At 42.8% G+C, this 17,968-nt stretch carries 16 protein-coding genes and 2 pseudogenes; 4 read left to right on the plus strand and 14 right to left on the minus strand.

Annotated features, from left to right (window positions below):
- Nucleotides 1–55: 55 nt before the first annotated feature.
- The 5 genes from NSS70_RS02530 to NSS70_RS02550 all read right to left on the minus strand — a co-directional run bounded on the left by NSS70_RS02530 (nt 56) and on the right by NSS70_RS02550 (nt 5,892).
- A complete protein-coding gene (locus tag NSS70_RS02530) occupies nt 56–610 on the minus strand; it encodes a hypothetical protein (protein WP_157404848.1) in 555 nt (184 codons plus the stop codon).
- Nucleotides 611–635: 25 nt separating this feature from the next.
- A complete protein-coding gene (locus tag NSS70_RS02535; RefSeq protein ID WP_152642860.1) occupies nt 636–1,640 on the minus strand; it encodes a transposase in 1,005 nt (334 codons plus the stop codon).
- An 804-nt stretch (nt 1,641–2,444) separates the two neighbouring features.
- The gene (locus NSS70_RS02540; protein WP_066248135.1) at nt 2,445–3,749 is read right to left on the minus strand and encodes a (Fe-S)-binding protein; all 1,305 of its coding nucleotides are present in this window, start codon (nt 3,747–3,749) and stop codon (nt 2,445–2,447) included.
- Between the two features lies 1 nt (nt 3,750).
- On the minus strand, nt 3,751–5,160 hold the full coding sequence (locus NSS70_RS02545) for an FAD-binding oxidoreductase (protein WP_339198541.1): 1,410 nt from the start codon (nt 5,158–5,160) through the stop codon (nt 3,751–3,753).
- A gap of 24 nt (nt 5,161–5,184) precedes the next feature.
- Nucleotides 5,185–5,892, minus strand: a complete 708-nt coding sequence (locus NSS70_RS02550; RefSeq protein ID WP_063387623.1) for a FadR/GntR family transcriptional regulator — start codon at nt 5,890–5,892, stop codon at nt 5,185–5,187.
- Between the two features lie 458 nt (nt 5,893–6,350).
- Here NSS70_RS02550 and NSS70_RS02555 point away from each other — a divergent pair, with 458 nt between their 5' ends.
- The 4 genes and pseudogenes from NSS70_RS02555 to NSS70_RS02570 form a co-directional block, all read left to right on the plus strand.
- The gene (locus NSS70_RS02555; RefSeq protein ID WP_339198543.1) at nt 6,351–7,079 is read left to right on the plus strand and encodes an MFS transporter; all 729 of its coding nucleotides are present in this window, start codon (nt 6,351–6,353) and stop codon (nt 7,077–7,079) included.
- Nucleotides 7,080–7,099: 20 nt separating this feature from the next.
- Nucleotides 7,100–7,672, plus strand: coding sequence for an MFS transporter (locus tag NSS70_RS02560; protein WP_339198546.1), 573 nt, complete (start codon nt 7,100–7,102; stop codon nt 7,670–7,672).
- A 164-nt stretch (nt 7,673–7,836) separates the two neighbouring features.
- Nucleotides 7,837–7,995 (plus strand): annotated as a pseudogene (locus tag NSS70_RS02565) (IS5/IS1182 family transposase); the annotation flags it as partial.
- Between the two features lie 11 nt (nt 7,996–8,006).
- A pseudogene (locus tag NSS70_RS02570) lies at nt 8,007–8,171 on the plus strand (aldehyde dehydrogenase family protein); the annotation flags it as partial.
- 368 nt (nt 8,172–8,539) lie between these two features.
- On the opposite strand, the gene hypF reads toward NSS70_RS02570, so the two are convergent.
- From hypF to NSS70_RS02615, 9 genes are all read right to left on the minus strand, one after another.
- The gene (gene hypF / locus NSS70_RS02575) at nt 8,540–10,801 is read right to left on the minus strand and encodes a carbamoyltransferase HypF (RefSeq protein WP_339198549.1); all 2,262 of its coding nucleotides are present in this window, start codon (nt 10,799–10,801) and stop codon (nt 8,540–8,542) included.
- 260 nt (nt 10,802–11,061) lie between these two features.
- A complete protein-coding gene (locus NSS70_RS02580) occupies nt 11,062–11,319 on the minus strand; it encodes a Uxx-star family glutaredoxin-like (seleno)protein (protein ID WP_242513756.1) in 258 nt (85 codons plus the stop codon).
- Between the two features lie 49 nt (nt 11,320–11,368).
- Nucleotides 11,369–12,403 (minus strand): hydrogenase expression/formation protein HypE, encoded by a 1,035-nt coding sequence (gene hypE / locus NSS70_RS02585; protein WP_340880880.1) that lies wholly within the window; start codon nt 12,401–12,403, stop codon nt 11,369–11,371.
- Between the two features lie 170 nt (nt 12,404–12,573).
- Nucleotides 12,574–13,695, minus strand: a complete 1,122-nt coding sequence (gene hypD / locus NSS70_RS02590; RefSeq protein WP_327856903.1) for a hydrogenase formation protein HypD — start codon at nt 13,693–13,695, stop codon at nt 12,574–12,576.
- A 131-nt stretch (nt 13,696–13,826) separates the two neighbouring features.
- Nucleotides 13,827–14,108 (minus strand): HypC/HybG/HupF family hydrogenase formation chaperone, encoded by a 282-nt coding sequence (locus NSS70_RS02595; protein WP_063387617.1) that lies wholly within the window; start codon nt 14,106–14,108, stop codon nt 13,827–13,829.
- 127 nt (nt 14,109–14,235) lie between these two features.
- Entirely contained in the window at nt 14,236–15,336 is a 1,101-nt protein-coding gene (locus NSS70_RS02600; protein WP_340880881.1) for an NHL repeat-containing protein, read from the minus strand.
- Complete coding sequence (locus NSS70_RS02605) at nt 15,318–16,169, minus strand: NifU family protein (protein ID WP_063387615.1); 852 nt, start codon at nt 16,167–16,169, stop codon at nt 15,318–15,320. Before NSS70_RS02605 ends, NSS70_RS02600 begins: the two co-directional genes overlap by 19 nt.
- Before the next feature lie 2 nt (nt 16,170–16,171).
- Nucleotides 16,172–16,549 (minus strand): hypothetical protein, encoded by a 378-nt coding sequence (locus tag NSS70_RS02610; protein ID WP_063387614.1) that lies wholly within the window; start codon nt 16,547–16,549, stop codon nt 16,172–16,174.
- A 26-nt stretch (nt 16,550–16,575) separates the two neighbouring features.
- A complete protein-coding gene (locus NSS70_RS02615; RefSeq protein WP_339210908.1) occupies nt 16,576–17,931 on the minus strand; it encodes a tetratricopeptide repeat protein in 1,356 nt (451 codons plus the stop codon).
- Nucleotides 17,932–17,968: the final 37 nt, after the last annotated feature.

The raw sequence follows: 17,968 nt of genomic DNA on the forward strand, positions 1-17,968 counted from the left end.
TAAAAATCAATAAATGTTTTTTTTTTTTCTTAGACGGCACAACCAACACAATAAATTAGTTGTGCCTTTTCCATTTCTCTTCAATAGTGTTTAAATATTCATTTGGTTCTTTTTTGAATCTTCTTTGTTTTATATGCTCGCCAATACGTTGTTCCCATTTATTCGCTTCAGTTTTATATGCTGAATAATTAACATTTTTTATCATTTGTAGCCCTTCCTGTTCATTAGAGACATTTTCTACAAATACAATGTTTTCACCGTGTCGGATAATATATCGATTCCAAGTCCGACTACCAGTGATTCTTCGGTGTTTTTGCTTTATTCTTCTAAAAAAGAGTTCTAAATCATTATTCGTTCTCGGTATAAGTGGATAATCATAAAAGGTGAAAAGTCCTTTCCAAAATCCTTTACTATACTTTAATAGGTTCTCTACAAACGGTTGATCTTCTTTCCGATTGAGCTCTTTTTCCATTTGGTTTAAATATTGCTTCAATCTGTTTTCGACCCAAAAACTTGTTTTATTCTCAGAAGGTTCCATAATGGTGGCAATCCTTTTAAATCGTGTATCCCAACGTTTTACGAGTTGATAATCTTCCTTATAGTTATCCACATTTCTGACTATTCTGAACAACTTTTCAAGTAGAGGAGTCCCCTTTTTTATCCAGGCATTTTTCAATCGAATCTTTAATCGCATTCGTTCGTTCAAAAACACAAGTGCCTGGTAATTCGAATGGTGGCTTACCATCTTCTAGAAGAACGGATCGAATAGCCGCAATATAGTCACTTGCTACCTCTTCTTCTATGTTTTTAGATGGAGAATTTTCAATTTTTCTTTCAACTTCCCTTATTCCCCTTAGCTTCTTTTTGATATTCGTTTTTAGTTTTCTATCTTTTTCAACTAATGGTTTGGCTATGTCTTTAAAGTAATGAAACTGACAATATTGATACGGAATATCTGGAGCTATTTGTTCAATTGCTAAACGAATGGATTGTTGCCCATCACTGATAAAACCTTGGATTGGATAACCCCAGTCTAAAATGGGTTGAATAATACCTATCAGTTCTTGAGAAGCACTGCTTTTTAAATTATGTGCAGCTAAAATAGTACCACTAAGAACTTCACGGATGACATACAATGTTTCGTTACCTTTTTCGGGTTGGACACCATCAATAGATAAGACAAGTCCTCCATGTTCTTTCACAATATTTTCTAATGTCTCTTTCATATTTTCTTTAACGCTTGCCCGCAGTAATAACGCATATCTTTCATAAAGTTTCTGTACTTGCCTCTCAGAAATTTTCACTTCTTTTTCCGATAATATAGTAGCTATCTCAGATCGAGTCTTATGTTCTTTAAACCGTAAATATCCGATATATGCGATGACATCCATTCCATAAGTAATGTGCTTCATACTTAATTGTTCGGCTTCAGCTGAACGATATACGGTGTCATTAGAACAGGAGTTATTCTCACATCGGTATCCTAGATTTATGATTTTAAATTCACCTTTTAGGGTAGAAATTGTTTTTCTCCAAACAGGGTGACAGTATACTAATTTATTACCACATTCTGGACAATTAGTTATCTCGGGTCTAAAGTATTTTGATTCGATTGGATTTAATCTATTTTTGGTACGCATAAATAATCACCAACTTAAATAAAATTCAGGTCTATTATAACCTAAATTTAATGTTGGTGTTATTTATTCCGTCTAAGTTTTTTTTTTTTTTTTTTTTTTTTTTTTTTTTTTTTTTTTTTTTTTTTTTTTTTTTTTTTTTTTTTTTTTTTTTTTTTTTTTTTTTGATCTTTTTTAAATATTTCGAGAAATAAAAATTGGTCCGGTTTAGTTTGTTACCAAACTAGGGATTCTTTGGCTGAGAATGGCAATATCAAGGTGTTTATGACTTCGAATTAATCGTACTTGGCTGTTCTCGGATATGCGGAATTTACAAACCTATATGAATAAACAGAAACATTAATAAAACGTCATATAAAGCTTCATTTTCTTATTTTTACAGACAGATTCTCAATGGAAATACGAAAAACGTTGCTCTGAAACATCGTCCAATTCAATGTAACTGGACACATTTTGGAGATTTTCAGCGTGAAGAAAATCCGATTGTATTAGCGGATCGAATTCTTTTCCGGCTGACTTGATTACATCGGCTAACAATCAAAAGGGTTATTTGAACTTGAGGCTGGCTATAATCTTTCCTTTCCATCCGTGTGTCGGAGCAGGCAAAATAGATGATCGATGGAAATTATCGAAAAAAGAATGAAGGTGGAAGAAGTTGATTAAAAAGGAATTAAATGATAAGTGAAAACTTTTAAAAAACGCACCTGAAAAAAAGATGGAAGTTTTCCTTTCAGGTGCGGAATGTCATTTTTAATGCTTCCATCAAATGTACAATAAACACGTATCCATCATAAGTGTAAGCAAAATTTATGAAATTCCGGCAGCTTCGGCCAAATATTCGACTAGATGCAATGCCCGCACAGAATCAGACAGTTTTTCGCGTTCGATACCAAGCTTCATCTGTATGAGACATCCTGGGTTGGTCGTAATCACGACTGATGCTCCGGTCGCTTTCGTATGCTTCATTTTCTCATCAAGGATGTCCATTGAGGCATCATAGTTAATAATATTATAGATTCCTGCTGAACCGCAGCACATGTTTGCTTGCTCCATCTCAACAAAATTAATTCCTGAAATACTTTTTAGAAGGTTTAAAGGCTCCTCAGTCACTTTTTGAACATTGGTCATATGACACGAAGGCTGATATGTGACTCGTTCTTCCGGATTTGACCGAAGATTAGGCAGTCCGCCGCAAGCGACTAGCACTTGGCTGATATCTCTTGATTTTGCAGTGAACGCAGCCGCTCTATCAGCCCATTCTGGATCATCTGCGAGCAGGTGGTCATATTCATGCAGCATAGCTCCGCATCCTCCGGCATTATTCACAATAAAATCAACGTTCTCTTGTTCAAATGCGGCGATGTTTTGTTTTGCGAGACGCTTGGCTTCCTCTATTTCACCAGAGTGCGCATGCAGTGCGCCGCAGCATGTCTGATTAGGGATGACAATGACATCACAACCCGCTTCTGCAAGCAGCTGTACAGACAACCGGTTGATGCGATGGAACATAGCATCCATGATACATCCGGTGAAAAATGCAACTGTATATTTTTTTTCACCTTTTGCTTTCGCTTTGGAAGGAGCTTGTTTACGCTCTGCTGGTGAAACTGCCTGAGACATTGTCGCTTCGAATTCACCTAAATGATAAGGCAGCTTTTTCATAATACCAGTTTTGCGCATCGCTTTTTGCAATCCGCTTTTCTCATAAAGCCAAAACGTATTGCCGATCACATTCATGGCTGTTTTACTAGGGAATACGTTCTGAAACATTGTCTTTCTCAGCAGACGAACAGGAGCTTTAAATTTCTTGCGTTTCACAAGTGCAGCCCTTGCTGATTCAAGGATGGAACCATATTCCACTCCAGTCGGACAAGCCGTTTCACAAGCCCGGCATCCAAGGCATAAATCCAACGGCTCTTCAAGCACTGATAGATCCGTGATTTTTCCTTCGCCAACCATTTTGACTAAATTAATACGTCCGCGCGGTGAATGTGTTTCTATTCGCGTAGTTACATATGTCGGGCAGACGGGCAGACAATAACCGCACTGTACACAGCTGTTCGTTTTATTATATTGAAATTCTTCCCTTAGTTCTTCAAGAGATTCTTTCATGTTAACTCAACTCCAATTTCTGCCCCTTTTCGGGGAAAATTTTTCCTGGATTCATGATGTTATTTGGATCCCAAACTTTTTTAATCCGCTTCATCATATCCAGACCGACTGGTCCTAATTCCATTTCCATAAAAGGAGCCTTCATAGTTCCGATGCCGTGTTCGCCTGAAAGCGTTCCGCCAAGTTCAACTGCTGCTGTGAAAATTTCAGCGACAGCTTGTTCTACGCGGCGCATTTCTTCTTTGTCGTTTTTGTCGCAAATAATGTTTGGATGCAGGTTGCCATCACCTGCGTGACCGAATACGACGAGGTGAATATTATATTTATCTCGAATTTCCTGCAATCTTGCGCACATTTGAGGTATTTTGCTTCGTGGTACGGTGGTATCTTCTGAAATTTTGGTCGGTTTTATACGTACGATAGCCGGAGATACCAGCTTTCGAGCTTTCCAGATCTCCGCTTTTTCCGCTTCATTTTTTGGAATGCGAACAGCTCTTGCTCCGACAAGATAACATAGTTCCGCTGCTTGTTTGATCTCATCCTTTAAAGCTAAAGGATGGCCGTCGAGCTCAATGAGAATAATCGCTTCTGCATCTACAGGCAGGCCTAAAGGCTCGTAATTTTCGACCGCCACAATCGAAGCTTGATCCATTAACTCCATTTTGGCAGGCAAAATACCTGACGATAAAATTTTTGAAATGGCGCTTCCCGCATCAACAAGGCTGTCAAATACCGCCATAATGGTTTCGGAAGCGGGCGGCTTTGGAAGAAGGCGCAAAATTGCTTTTGTAATGATGCCTAAGGTTCCTTCTGATCCGACAATGAGTTTTGTTAAATCATAACCGGTTACATTTTTTACAGTGCGTCCGCCAGTATGAATGATTTCACCCTCAGGAGTGATAACCTCCAAACCAATCACATAATCTTTCGTTACTCCGTATTTTAATCCTCTTGGACCTCCAGAGTTCTCAGCTAAATTTCCGCCAATAGTAGACACATGTGAACTGCTTGGATCTGGAGGATACATTAATCCTTTTTTCTCGGCTGCTTTGTGAATATCCGCTGTTAATACTCCCGGGGATACAACGGCGATTAAGTCTTCTTCATGAATTTCAAGTACATCATCTAATACCGATAAATCCAATACCATACCGCCTTTGACAGGCAGCGGGCCGCCGCTTAATGATGTGGCCTGACCGCGAGGATAAACTGGGATCTTCTCGCGATTGGCAAGCTTCACAAGGGATGCTAATTCTTCCACGCTCTTTGTTTGAATGACCACATCCGGCAGAAATGTTCCGAAAGAGCCGTCAAATGAATAGCTGAAACGGTCGCTCTCATCAATGAGTACTTTACCGGTTTTAACTATTGATTTAATCTCTTCAATATGACTCGGTGTAACTACCTTCATATGAATCTCTCACTTTCCAATTTTCTATATCGTATAATCTCTTAAAAGCAGACTTAATTTTTTCTCAGCATTTTTTAAATGGATGAGACATTGGATTTTGGCGAGGTCCGGTTCTTCTGCTTCGATTGCTTGTAAAATATTGTAATGTTCTTGATATACAGCTTTTCGTTTTTGTTTTAACTCCACGTTAGGTCGCAACGTAATCTTTAATGTTTTTTCATAAAGAGAGGATAGATTTTCAAGTGTTTGAATTAAAACTGGATTATGTGTAGCCAAAATAATCGAACGATGGAATTCGATATCGGCCTCTGTTGAAATGTCTCCTTCTTCTAAAGATTCATTTTCCATTGTTTTTAAAATTCGTTTCATTTGCTCTAGCTGTTCAGGTGTACGTCGGAGTGCTGCTAAATATGCTGCTTCCGGCTCCAAAATTTTTCTCATTTCAAATAAATATTTAATGCTGTCCACATCATCGCTCTCAATTCGAATACGCTGTAATAATGATGAATTTGTTGATTCTTCTACATAACTCCCGCCGCCTTGACGCGAGGAAATGACACCTGCTGCACGCAGCATACTTAAAGCCTCGCGAATAGGTACTCTACTTACACCGAATTGAGCAGCCAACTCCATTTCTGTCGGCAGCTTAGAGCCTGGTGGAAATTTTCCGATTTCAATTTGTTTCAATAATTCACGAGATATCATTTGCGAAACTTTTTCTTTTTTGGCCATGACTCCCTCTCCTTTCGTAGTTCTAAAATAGGAATGGACGAAAATTGTATAACAAATTTATTAATTTATATAACAAATTTATAATAATTTTTCAGTAATTTTTTTGAATTTTTAATTTACAACACACTATTTTATGATTATAATAATCAAAAAAAATAAAAAACACAAGATATACAGTGAAATTTGTATTACTAATTTGTATTACAAATAACAAATTATTAGAACATGTTATTTACATTAGGATCCAACACAAGATGGGGAACCTTTATATTAGCCTGAAAATGTAAACACTTACATTTTTATAAGATTTTTGGCCTTCAGCCTGTGAAATTTAAGATGTGTTGATTCCTAATTGTAAATAAAGCGAAGTAATTTCGTTTCAATAATTTTCGGAACATTTACTTCATTCAATCTATACAGTTTTTTCTATATTCATTTTAAATTTAGGGGGAGTGGGTATGATGAATGACGCAGTGTCTTTGGAAAAGCAAACAGTGCGAAAAGTAACAAGGAGGATTATTCCATTTGTATTTTTCCTTTATATTATTTCGTATTTGGACCGGGCTAACATTGGTTATGCCGCTTTGGAGATGAATGATGCCCTTGGTTTGACCAGCCAGGTTTTCGGTCTGGCAACTGGTATATTCTTTATCGGCTATTTTCTTTTTGAAGTACCAAGTAATATTTTGATGGAGAAGTTTGGCGCCCGTGTCTGGATTGCGCGAATCCTCATTACATGGGGAATTATATCGATGGCGACTGGGTTTGTACAGGAAGCAAGTCATCTTTACATTATTAGATTTTTGCTCGGTGTTGCAGAAGCTGGCTTTTTCCCGGGAATTGTTTTGTACTTAACATATTGGTTTCGGGCAAAAGATCACGCAAAAACCATTGCCATGTTAATGAGTGCGATTCCTGTATCATATATTATCGGTGCTCCACTTTCGACATGGATTATGGACAACATTCATTGGTTCAATGTTGAAGGCTGGCGCTGGATGTTTTTAATTGAAGGTGCTCCGGCTGTGATTTTTGGGATCGTGACCCTATTTTATTTAGCGGATAAACCAGAGGATGCAAAATGGCTCACCGAAGAAGAAAAGAATTGGCTAATTGCTGAATTGGAAAAGGAAAGAGTAAAAGAAGCAGATGGCAAAAAGGTTCTGCAAAGCATAGCGGACATATAGAAGCTCTTCGTGATGCAAAAGTGTGGTACTTTGCCATTATTTATTTTGTTTATATTGCCGGTACTCTTGGTGTCAGTTACTGGATGCCGCAAATTATTGATGGAATGTCAGCGTCTTTATCTAATACACAAATTGGTCTAATTGCTACCATTCCTTATATTGTTGCTACTATTGCCATGAACTGGTGGTCAGCCCGCTCTGACCGCAAAGGAGAAAGATGGCTTCATGCTGCCTTGCCGCTCTTGGTAGGGGCAATAACATTGATAGGCGCTGGAGTAACACTCCAACCTGTATTGGGCATGTTATTCATCACTTTATCACTTACAGGCATGTATTGTTATAAAGGTCCTTTTTGGGCGCTGCCTACAACAATGCTTAATCCAGCAAAAGCAGCTGTTGGGATAGCTGTAGTAAATTCGATTGGCAATCTTGGCGGTTTTATCGGTCCATATGCAGTAGGAGCATTGAAAGATTTGACGGGAGGAACAAGTGCCGGGTTGTATTTCTTAAGCGGCTTACTTGTGTTTGCTTTCTTTATGTTACTTGTCAAACGAGAAAAACCTAGAGCTGACATCCAAAAACAAGCAGTATAAGTGATGTCTGGCACTGCTCGAAGAGGAAAAGGACAAGGGAGAAAATTCCTTATCCTCAGGCTGTCGAGAAACTTCGACAGCCATTATTTTTATTTATAATCTTTATCAGTTTACCGTGTTAATTTATTATAATATTAGTTAGGAGGATAATAACCATGTGAACTACAAATAAAGAGAGTCAAAATGAATATAAATTTGTTGTATTGAGGAACTTGTACCGGAAGATCACCTTTTACGAAAAATAGATCAATACATATATCACTGAAAAGGTTAAGGATTTGTATTGCCCGGATAACGGAAGACCTTCTATTGAGTCTGTTCTCGGTCCGTTAGAGTTTCGGAAGCATTGGAATTTGGCATCGTCGGTTTGAACGATTCGATTTCTGCTGTCGCCCAAGCGCCATTTGGAGGCGTGAAAGAGAGCGGAATAGGCCGAGAAGGGGGACACCATGGAATAGACGAATATTTAGAAGTTAAGTATATTTCGATGGGTGTTTAAACGGTTCTAATGCAAAAGGAAGACAAATAGATAAGAAGCAGATTCATCCGTTTAGGGCAGCAGCCTGGACAGCTTTCCTGCACATTTTTGGCATAGCAGACCTTGATGAATCTGCTTTTTTATTCATTTTTACAAATTGGACGGAAAAGGAATTTTCCTTATTTAAGTGCAGTCGCCGAAAGATGTCTTGTAAAAAATTTTTAATAGACGATGCGAAGAATGAAACATAAATTGATGTGGGGTCATACTTGGGCTTCCTCGAATTCGAGTCAGCGGTCTACAATACATTGAATGGAAAAATGAATGTAGAACAATTAAAACATAGCAAGTGATAGACCAATATTTACAGCTTTTGAAGCAATAACGACTCATAAATTCGAATGCGCTGCAGCTGCAAGCGCTGCCTGCCCGAGACTAATGCCGCCGTCGTTAGGCGGAACTTCTTCACCGACCCAGATATGCATATCGCTTTCAAAAAATAACTCTTTCAAATCAGCTAACAAAAGCGAATTTTGAAATACGCCGCCGGACAACACAACAGTGTCAATTTCATAGGCTGCTCCTAAAGAACGAACACTTCTAAATATGCCTTCTGCGACGCTTCGATGAAATGCGCGAGCAATCACCGCTGCATCTTTTCCTTTTAGACGGTCTTCTGCCATTTCCTTTAAAAAAGGACGGTAGTCTAGCTCTTTTCCATTCCACGGGAAAGAATATACCTTCTCTAATGGAGCTGTACGTGCTAAATGCTCCAGCCAAATGGCTGCCTGTCCTTCAAAAGAGATAGGACCGGTAAATCCTAAAAGGGCCGCTGCTGCATCAAACAAACGGCCGACGGACGTTGTTGGAAAGGTGCGCAATTGTTTCTCTACCATCTTCACTGCCGTGAAAAATCGTTCAGGAAACGAAAGCTGCTTGCCGACATTTATTGCCCATTTCGGATCATCCACAAAGAAACCAGCCAGCGCTTGAAGCGGCATGCGTGCCGCCGCATCTCCGCCAGGAAGCATGGCGTAACGAAGATGTCCGCGCCGTTTTAGACCTTCCGCAGCGCTTCCGACAAACAGCTCGCCGCCCCAGATCGCTCCATCGTCGCCAAAACCTGTTCCATCAAACGTCACTCCGATCACCCGTTTGTCCAATGCATTTCGCTCCGCCAGCACGGACGCCACATGAGCGCGGTGGTGCTGGATGCCAATATGTTGATAAGCTTCTAGATTGTGGGCAAAGGCGGTAGATTGGTAGTCGGGATGAAGATCGTACGCCACAATCGTTTCTTGCAATCGAACATCATACATCGACAAAAGATCATGGACCGTTTGCTCAAATGACATATATGCTTCGTATTTCATTAAATCTCCTAAATGTTGGCTCATGATCGCCTGTCCGTTGACCACTAATGTAATGGTATTTTTTAGGTCAGCTCCAACCGCAAGAACAGGCCGATCACTGGGCAATTGGGCAGCAGGAAGCGGCGCATACCCCCGCGCCCGCCGAAGTACAGTAGGGCCAAATGGGCTGACGCGAACGACGGAATCATCGACGCGGCGGGCAATAGGGCGCTCCCCAATAAGCCATGCGTCCGCGATGCCTTCAAGTGCCTTGATCGCTTCTTCATCATCATAGATGATCGGTTCACTGGAACGGTTAGCACTTGTCATTACAAGCACTTCTGGTGCGTCGAAATGAAACAGCAAATGATGGAGAGGGGTGTATGGAAGCATTACTCCTAAATCGGAATTATCAGGAGCTACTCCCGGCAGCAATCGGCGAGCCCGTGCCAACACGATGGGTCGGGCGGAAGATGTAAGGAGATTTTCTTCTTCCGCACATATATCGATAAACGCCCTTGCTGTCTCGAGATCTTTTACCATTAAGGCAAACGGCTTTTCCCCGCGTCGTTTCCGCCTTCTAAGCTCCCATACCGCTTCTTCGTTTTCAGCATCACACGCCAAAAGATAGCCGCCAAGCCCCTTGATCGCAACGATGCGCCCAGAACGAAGGAGCTCGGCCGTTTTTTTGATCGCTTTTTCATCACCATGTATTTCTCCATCCTGTCCCTGCACATGATAATGAGGACCGCAATCGGGGCAAGCAGTTGGCTGCGCATGAAACCGTCGATCCGCCGGATCATAATATTCCGCTGAACAAGCCGGACACATAGACCACATATGCATTGTCGTATAAGGCCGGTCATACGGCAGCCGCTCAATGACCGTATATCGTGGACCGCAATCCGTGCAATTGATGTATGGATAAAGGAATCGGCGGTTAGCTGGATCAAACAATTCTGACAAGCATTTCGGACAAACCGCAAGATCAGCAGGAATTTGCACTGTCGGCCGATTATGGAGCGTGCTGGCCAAAATTTCGAAATCAGCTGCTTCTTGTAAAGGCGCATCTTTAATTTCCAAATTGGTTATTTTAGCTGAGGAAGGGTATCGATCTGTAATGTCTTGAACAAATTGTTGAATGGCATCTGCGTCCCCTTCCACATGAATCTCCACGCCGCTTTCTCCATTGCGCACCCATCCGCTGAGCTTCCACCGCTTTGCTTTACGAAAGACAAAAGGACGAAAACCGACCCCTTGCACAACACCATATATTAGAATACGCTGCGCTATTTTCATGATGAATCACCTGCTTTCGTTATAAAACGGGAGATTTTGGAGCTTTCAAACAGATAAATAGAGCTTAGTGGACCGTCCGAACTTTGAATAAGAAAACATTGTCCGTTGAACTTGATGCGCTGGCATTTAGCTTTGTTCTCGCATTCTGAACTGAAGGCGTATACATAACAGAACCTTTCATGCCGACATATTCCACTTTCCTAGAGATGTATCCGTTTATTTTGCACGTATCTTCCCTAAAGAGAAGAGGGGGCGCCCGTTTAAGATAACGGCTTCTCCTCCTTTGCGGACGGCAATGCAACCATGCATCCGCGGCCGGAAACTCCTATTTGAATGACCTGCCCGTCTTCTACTAATACTGGAACAGTACCTCCTCCCGTCAAAACAACAAGCTGCTTTAATGCCGCTTTGTCTTCTTCGACATCATACTCGACAAATTCTTTTCCGTCCCATAATAAACTTTCCCGCAATTCCTTCGTGTAAGGACATCCTTTCGCACCATAAAGCTCCAGCATCATTTCTCATCCTCCAAAGAGATGATTTATTATTAAGCATTTTCATGATTGATTAACAGATGCGAGGCAACGGATCGCCAATCAGCATATCGATCAAGCGTGTACCTCCATATTGAGAACGTGCTAAAACTGCTTTTTTTGGCTCTGCTTGTATTTCACCAATGCGCTTCGCATTCTCCCCGCCCGGCATGCTTCTTAGTGTTTTTAATGCGATATCGGCGTATTCAGGCGAAATGACGGCAAGAAACTGCCCTTCATTGGCAATATGAAGGGGATCCAATCCTAAAATTTCGCAGGCACCGCGCACTGCCGGGCGAACTGGAATCGCCTCTTCATCGAGTATAACAGCTACTTGAGCGTCTCTTGCCAATTCTTTTAATGCCGTAGCTACGCCGCCTCGGGTTGGATCGCGCAGCCATCTAAGCCCCGGCGCCGCCGCCTCAATAAGTGCCGATACGAACGGCCAAACCGCCCGAGTATCGGAAGTAAGATCAGCTTCTAAATCCAACTCCCCTCTAGCCAATAGAACGGTAATCCCATGATCACCAATTGCACCAGACAAAATGACATGATCACCCGGTTGAACGTTTCTGGACGAAAGAGAAACGCGCGGATCGGTAAGGCCGATACCGGCTGTCGTGATGTACAGACCGTCCGCTTTTCCGTGCTCCACTACTTTCGTATCTCCCCCGACCACAGGCACTCCGGCACGTTGAGCTGCCTTGGCGATAGCCGCCACTTCCCGTTCCAACTCCGACGTTGCCAATCCCGCTTCGATAATAAGTGTTGTCACCAAAGCCAACGGCTTTGCTCCCCCCATCGCCAAGTCGTTTATTGTCCCGTTGACGGCAAGTTCGCCGATGGATCCCCCTGGGAAGACGAGTGGATTGACAACAAAGCTGTCAGCAGTAAACGCCAATCGGCTCCCATTTGCCTCAACATATGCCGCATCATTTAATTCTGCTGGCTTGTCTCCCATCATATAGGGAACCAACAGTCCTTCGATCAGTCTTCTGCTAGCTTTCCCGCCAGCGCCATGTGCCAATTCGATATAAGAATCAGTAAAATTCACTTTGGCTGTCTTCATGCTTGTTCCTTCCTTTCTTCCTGATGCAACGATTAATTAAGAAGTTCAGTGAGCGTCTCCCAAATCATATAACGTCTGAAAGTAAGCTGATGAACCCTGCCACTGCCCGAAATCGAAACGCATTGTATTTCACCTAACAGGGAAAACCAATCTATATAATTTCCTCCTTTTTATTCACCCACTGCTTCTTGCAAATGAACGTAATGATAATAGGCGGCGCATGCCCCTTCTGACGACACCATAAGAGCTCCCACCGGATGTTCCGGAGTGCATTCTTTGCCAAACAGCTGACATTGATGCGGTTTCAATATACCTTTTAATACTTGTCCGCAAGGCGCCATTTGCGGATCACTCACACGAGCTCCCTCGACTTGGAAACGAACTTCCGCATCCCACTTGGCGAATTCAGGCCGCAATTTGAGCGCAGACTGCTGAATAGCCCCAAGTCCCCTCCATTCAAAAAGAGAGCGGACTTCAAAAACTTCTTTCATTACATCAAGTGCAGACATATTTCCCTCGTAAGGAACGACGCGGCTATATTGATTTTCTACTTCAAACCGCCCCTCGCGCATTTGTTTTACAAGCATGAGGATCGATTGCAGTAAATCGAGCGGTTCAAAACCGGAGATAATTATCGGTTTTTGGTATTTTTTTGCGATGCTTTCATAAGGACGGGCGCCGATTACAGATGAAACATGACCAGGTCCGATAAACCCATCAATGCGCATATCCGGAGAATCCAATATTGCCTGCATTGCCGGTATAATTAGGACGTGATTGGAAAATACAGAGAAATTGGGCACATCCAATTCACGTGCGCGCATGAGCGTCAATGCTGTTGATGGGGCGGTAGTTTCAAAGCCAATCGCGAACAGCACAACTTGCCGGTCAGGATTCTTCATCGCTATGTTTAAAGCATCTAAAGGGGAGTACACCATACGTATATCAGCCCCTTTAGCTTTTAGTTCGAGAGGCGTTCCATGTTTCCCGGGAACGCGCATTACATCACCGAATGCGGTAAAAATGACGTCCTGCTGTTTGGCAATCGAAAGTCCATTGTCCATCCGTCCCATTGGAAGAATACAGACAGGGCATCCCGGTCCATGGACAAGCTCAATGTTTTCAGGCAGCAGATTCTGCAATCCAAATCGAAAAATCGAAAAGGTATGTCCTCCGCAAACCTCCATAAAACGATAGTGATAATCTGGATCGACGAGACGGTGGATTTCTTCCGATATTTTGCGGATTAATTCCGGATTGCGAAACTCGTCAACATATTTCATCGTCGTCATTAAACTGCACCTCCTAAAATTAGATCAACAACGACTGCCTGCATGCATATCGTCTTTTTCGGAACGGGTTTTGATTGACCAATCATATGCCTTTTGTTGCCTTAAGTCTCCAGCGCTGTGTATTAACATGTTTAAACTTTTTCGTTATCAAATTGGTAACCTTGTACTTCCTCGATCGCTTCATCCGATTCATTTAACATGCTTAGCAAATTCAATTGTTCATTTGCTTGTTCTTCACTGATTTTGCTCATCGCAAATCCCACATGAATAAGCACCCAATCTCCAAGAAGGAGATGTTCATTTTTTAATAAGTCAATGTTAATTTTGCGGCGCACACCGCAAACATTCACCACAGCATAATGGCGGTCACCATCTAACATTTCTACAATTTGGCCTGGAATAGCTAAACACATAAATGAATCGCTCCCCCCGATTTGCAATAAATATGAAAATTTAGATATTTTATTGTCCGTAAAGAAAACTAGAAGTTCATTCGAACACTAAAACACTGAAACTTTTGTTAGAGATTCTTTAGAACAATCATGTAAATTCAAGGCGCCAAATGATGATGCGGTTATTTCCTGAATCAGCAATTGCCAGACGATTTTGATGACACCAAATCCCGTACGGCCAGCAAAGTGAATCCCTTGTTACGGCTTTCCAGCGATTTTCTCCCATTCCTTCGAAATCTGCTTGGCCAATAACATACGAAGCAGGATGATACGCTCCTTTTCGCGGCGACTCAGTAAAAAGAAGGATGCGGTTGTTTGCCGTGTCAGCCACCGCTAGCAAATTGTCGTATTGTGCGATTCCGTAAGGAAACCGGAAGCGCCGAGGTCCTTGCGGTACATGGGGAAGTTCAAATGACTGAGTAAAATCTTGTTGACCGAGAACTAACTCAGCTGGGCGGTCCGTCTCTGGAGGCGGCGTATAGCCAAGAATGCGGTGATTGCCCGCATCGGCAACGTATAACGTATTTCCGTCGCCGGCAAGAGCGTGCGGCCAGCGATACGTATCCGTTCCTACGCCTTTTCCCCTATTCTCACTGTTTACATAACCATTCGGTTGACCAAGAATGACATCAGGAACACGCCCATCTTCCGGTAAACCTTTCCATCCCAAAACTCGGCGATTCCCCGTATCCGCTACGTAAAACCATTCATCAATGTATGCAAAATTATATGGCCAATAAAATCCAGTCGGACTAACTTTTCCTCCTCGATTAGGGGATGTCCCTGACAGATCCTCTTGTCCCAAGACATAATCGGGAGGCTGGTTATTTATTTTTGGAAATGTTTCCCAAATGAGCAGACGATGGTGCCAAGCATCTGCGACAAATAGCTTTCCTTCAATGACCGCAACGCCAGTCGGGAGATGAAACAGCTTTGGTCCTTCTGTTTCAAAATCAGGCTGACCTAAAACGATGTCAGCTGGCGCATGATCATTTTCCGGCCAGCTGTACCAAATGAGTACGCGATGGTTGCCGCTGTCGGCCGCCACTACAATATCATCGTCTATATACACTCCCCTTGGTGCATAAAGATGAATCCTGTTTGGATGGGCAGGGGGCAGCACAAGACCGCCTGGGGCCGGTCCCCCTAACCACCGTTCGGGATATGCGGTTAACTTAATCGTATCCATATTTTTTCATCCTCTACCCGAACTGGAAATGGTTCTAGCTGCACGTGAGGTGCCGTCATGCATTCCCCGGTGGATAAATCAAAACGGAAGCCGTGCCATGGACAAGTAATAATAGAGTTGTCCACCAGTCCTCCGTCAAGAGACATCCCCATATGAGGGCATTGATTGCGAAATGCCATTACTTTTCCTTCTAAGCGAACCAGCAAAACATCGAGCTTCTCATGCGAAAAGCGAACAGGACTCCCTTCTTCCAGTTCCGAAGCGGATGGACCTTGCACCCATCCGTTTTGTTCTAAATTTCCAGTATCATTCATAGCGTGAAATGGCATGTAGCCGGAGGTCACTTCCTCTTCGACCATGACAACATGTTCAATTTCTGGAACGCGGGCTTTAATTGCTTCCTCAATCCCATTTTTCAACGTCATAGCGGATAGCGAGCAACCGGAACAAGCTCCTTGAAGGCGGACATAAACTGTATTTCCTTCCACTTTAACTAGCTCCACGCCACCTCCGTGGGAACGCATATAAGGACGCACTTCTTCTAACGCGGCGGCGGTACGGGTAAATAAATCTTGTTTAATGATTCCGTGCATCAAAAACATCGCATAAATAGAAGGGTCTTCTGCAGCTTTCAGCAGCAATTCTTTTCCCGCCTCCGTTTCACGAAACGTGCGAACGAGTTTTCTAAGAGCATGTTCGTGAAAGGCTTCAATGGCTTTTTTCAATTCCATTGCTTTCATCCGAGCGTCTTCTGGCAGACCCTTTATCGAGTCCAGCACGCGATCCACCCGTCCAGCCAAAGCTTGAAAATCCTCTTCCTGCTGAACTTTCATGATCACTCACCTCCAAAAGCCAATGTTTGCTCCAGAGCTTCTTCGGTTTTCCGATATAATAAAGCGGCAAATGTTTGTTTGGCCATCTCCTGCAGCATTTCTTCAACCGTATTACGGTCAACAATGTTAGTAAAATCATTGACGCGATGATTGGCTAAAGCCTGCAAAATGAGGCAAGAGCCCGCTGGATTATCAAGAAGGGCATCGCGAAAGAAAGCGTCCACAAATTCGTTCAGCCAAATTCCCTCACTTTGAGGATTTGCGCGAAGCCGTTCCAGAGCTTTTTGAGCTCCTTCATTGCGCTGGATGATACGTTCACAAAAGCGGTCAACCGCCATACCCAACAAAAGATTAAAGTATTGCTGTTCGTGGGGATTCATGCAATCCTTCCTCTCTTTCGCACATTTTACTGTTCCATTTTTTCATTGACTGCTGCTTGTTTCCGCTTAAGGGCAATTTCCGCTAATACGTCTTCGATGGCACTCGCTGCCTCATGCTCTCCATATTTACGAAACAATTGACTGGCCTCTTCCAACCGAGGTACCGCTCGGGAAAACGCACCTAGATGTGCCAACGCATTCCCTTGATTAGCTAAAACGCGGGCATATGCTATTGGATCGTCTTTAGAGCGGCGTACTTCGAGCACATCTTCATAAAGAGCTACTGCTTCCCAAAGGTTATCTTCAAGATGAGAGGATTTTACATGTTGCAGCGCATTGGCTAGATTGACCGTGGCGCTTGCCCAAAGCTCAGGGTGTTTATCTTTTTTAAAAATGCGTAAAGACTCTCTTAATGACTGGATCGCTGTTGCTGTGCGCAAATAGGCGCTGCGGTCTAAAGACGGAATGGCTAAATACGCTAAAGCAAGATTCATATGAACGGTAGCATACTCTTCTGGATAAGTGTCTTTCCGATATACTTTTAGTGCTTCATGATAACATCTGACTGCTTCTAGAAGAGAACCTTTCCGTCCATCGGCGCCAGTTTGATGTACTGTGCCTAATTGAAACCACAGTTCAGCCCTTGCTTCCTGAAAGGAAGACGTTTCTAAAAGAGAGAGGGCTTTCCGGTATCCTTCTACTGCCTCCTTCCTGCAATCACCAAGCATTTGTTTTGTCGCCGCATATTCCGCGTAAAGGCGAGCGGAAAAAACAGGTGACACGTTTTCTACTGTAGCGGCGGCTTCGGAAAGTAGCGAAAGCCCAGTCGGCCAATCCTTTTGTTGAAACGCGTCGTACGCTTGAGTCGCCAATAAAAACGCCCGTATTTCTCCTGACGCATCGCCAAGCGGTGGGGGAGTTTCAAACAGTTTCAGGCGCCACGCCGCTGCATCCAAAAGCAAGGAGAAATCGTCTGGGAGCACTTCTTTGGCTAAAGTGTATGTATATGTTTGTGGATCTAAAATAAAACGGTTATAAGCAGCTTCCGGTCCTTCCGGCAATAATGTTAGCACCTCGTCTTCACTTTTTCCCTCAATCGCCGCAGCGAAAAAACGCCAGTTCTCCGGCCAACGATCAGGAAAATGTCCGCGGAGAAGAAGGGATATGAATTGATCTGCATTTGGAACAGGTGGTAGAAGAAAAAAACCTGCCGCTCCAGGAAAAACACCGATTGGCTGTGGCTGCAGCACTGTTATTCCCCCTTTTAAAAACTGTAATTGGAAAGACAACGAAACCTCTAAATAACTAAGATCGGCATGTTCTAACGTACTAACGATTTTTGTGCAATTACTCACTCTCGTTTCATTTAGTATGGATATCATCTTATCGTCCTGTCGGCCAGGTCCAAAACTTTTTCTT

Origin of the sequence: Aeribacillus sp. FSL K6-2848 (assembly GCF_038004325.1) — a bacterium.
GTDB lineage: Bacteria > Bacillota > Bacilli > Bacillales > Aeribacillaceae > Aeribacillus > Aeribacillus composti.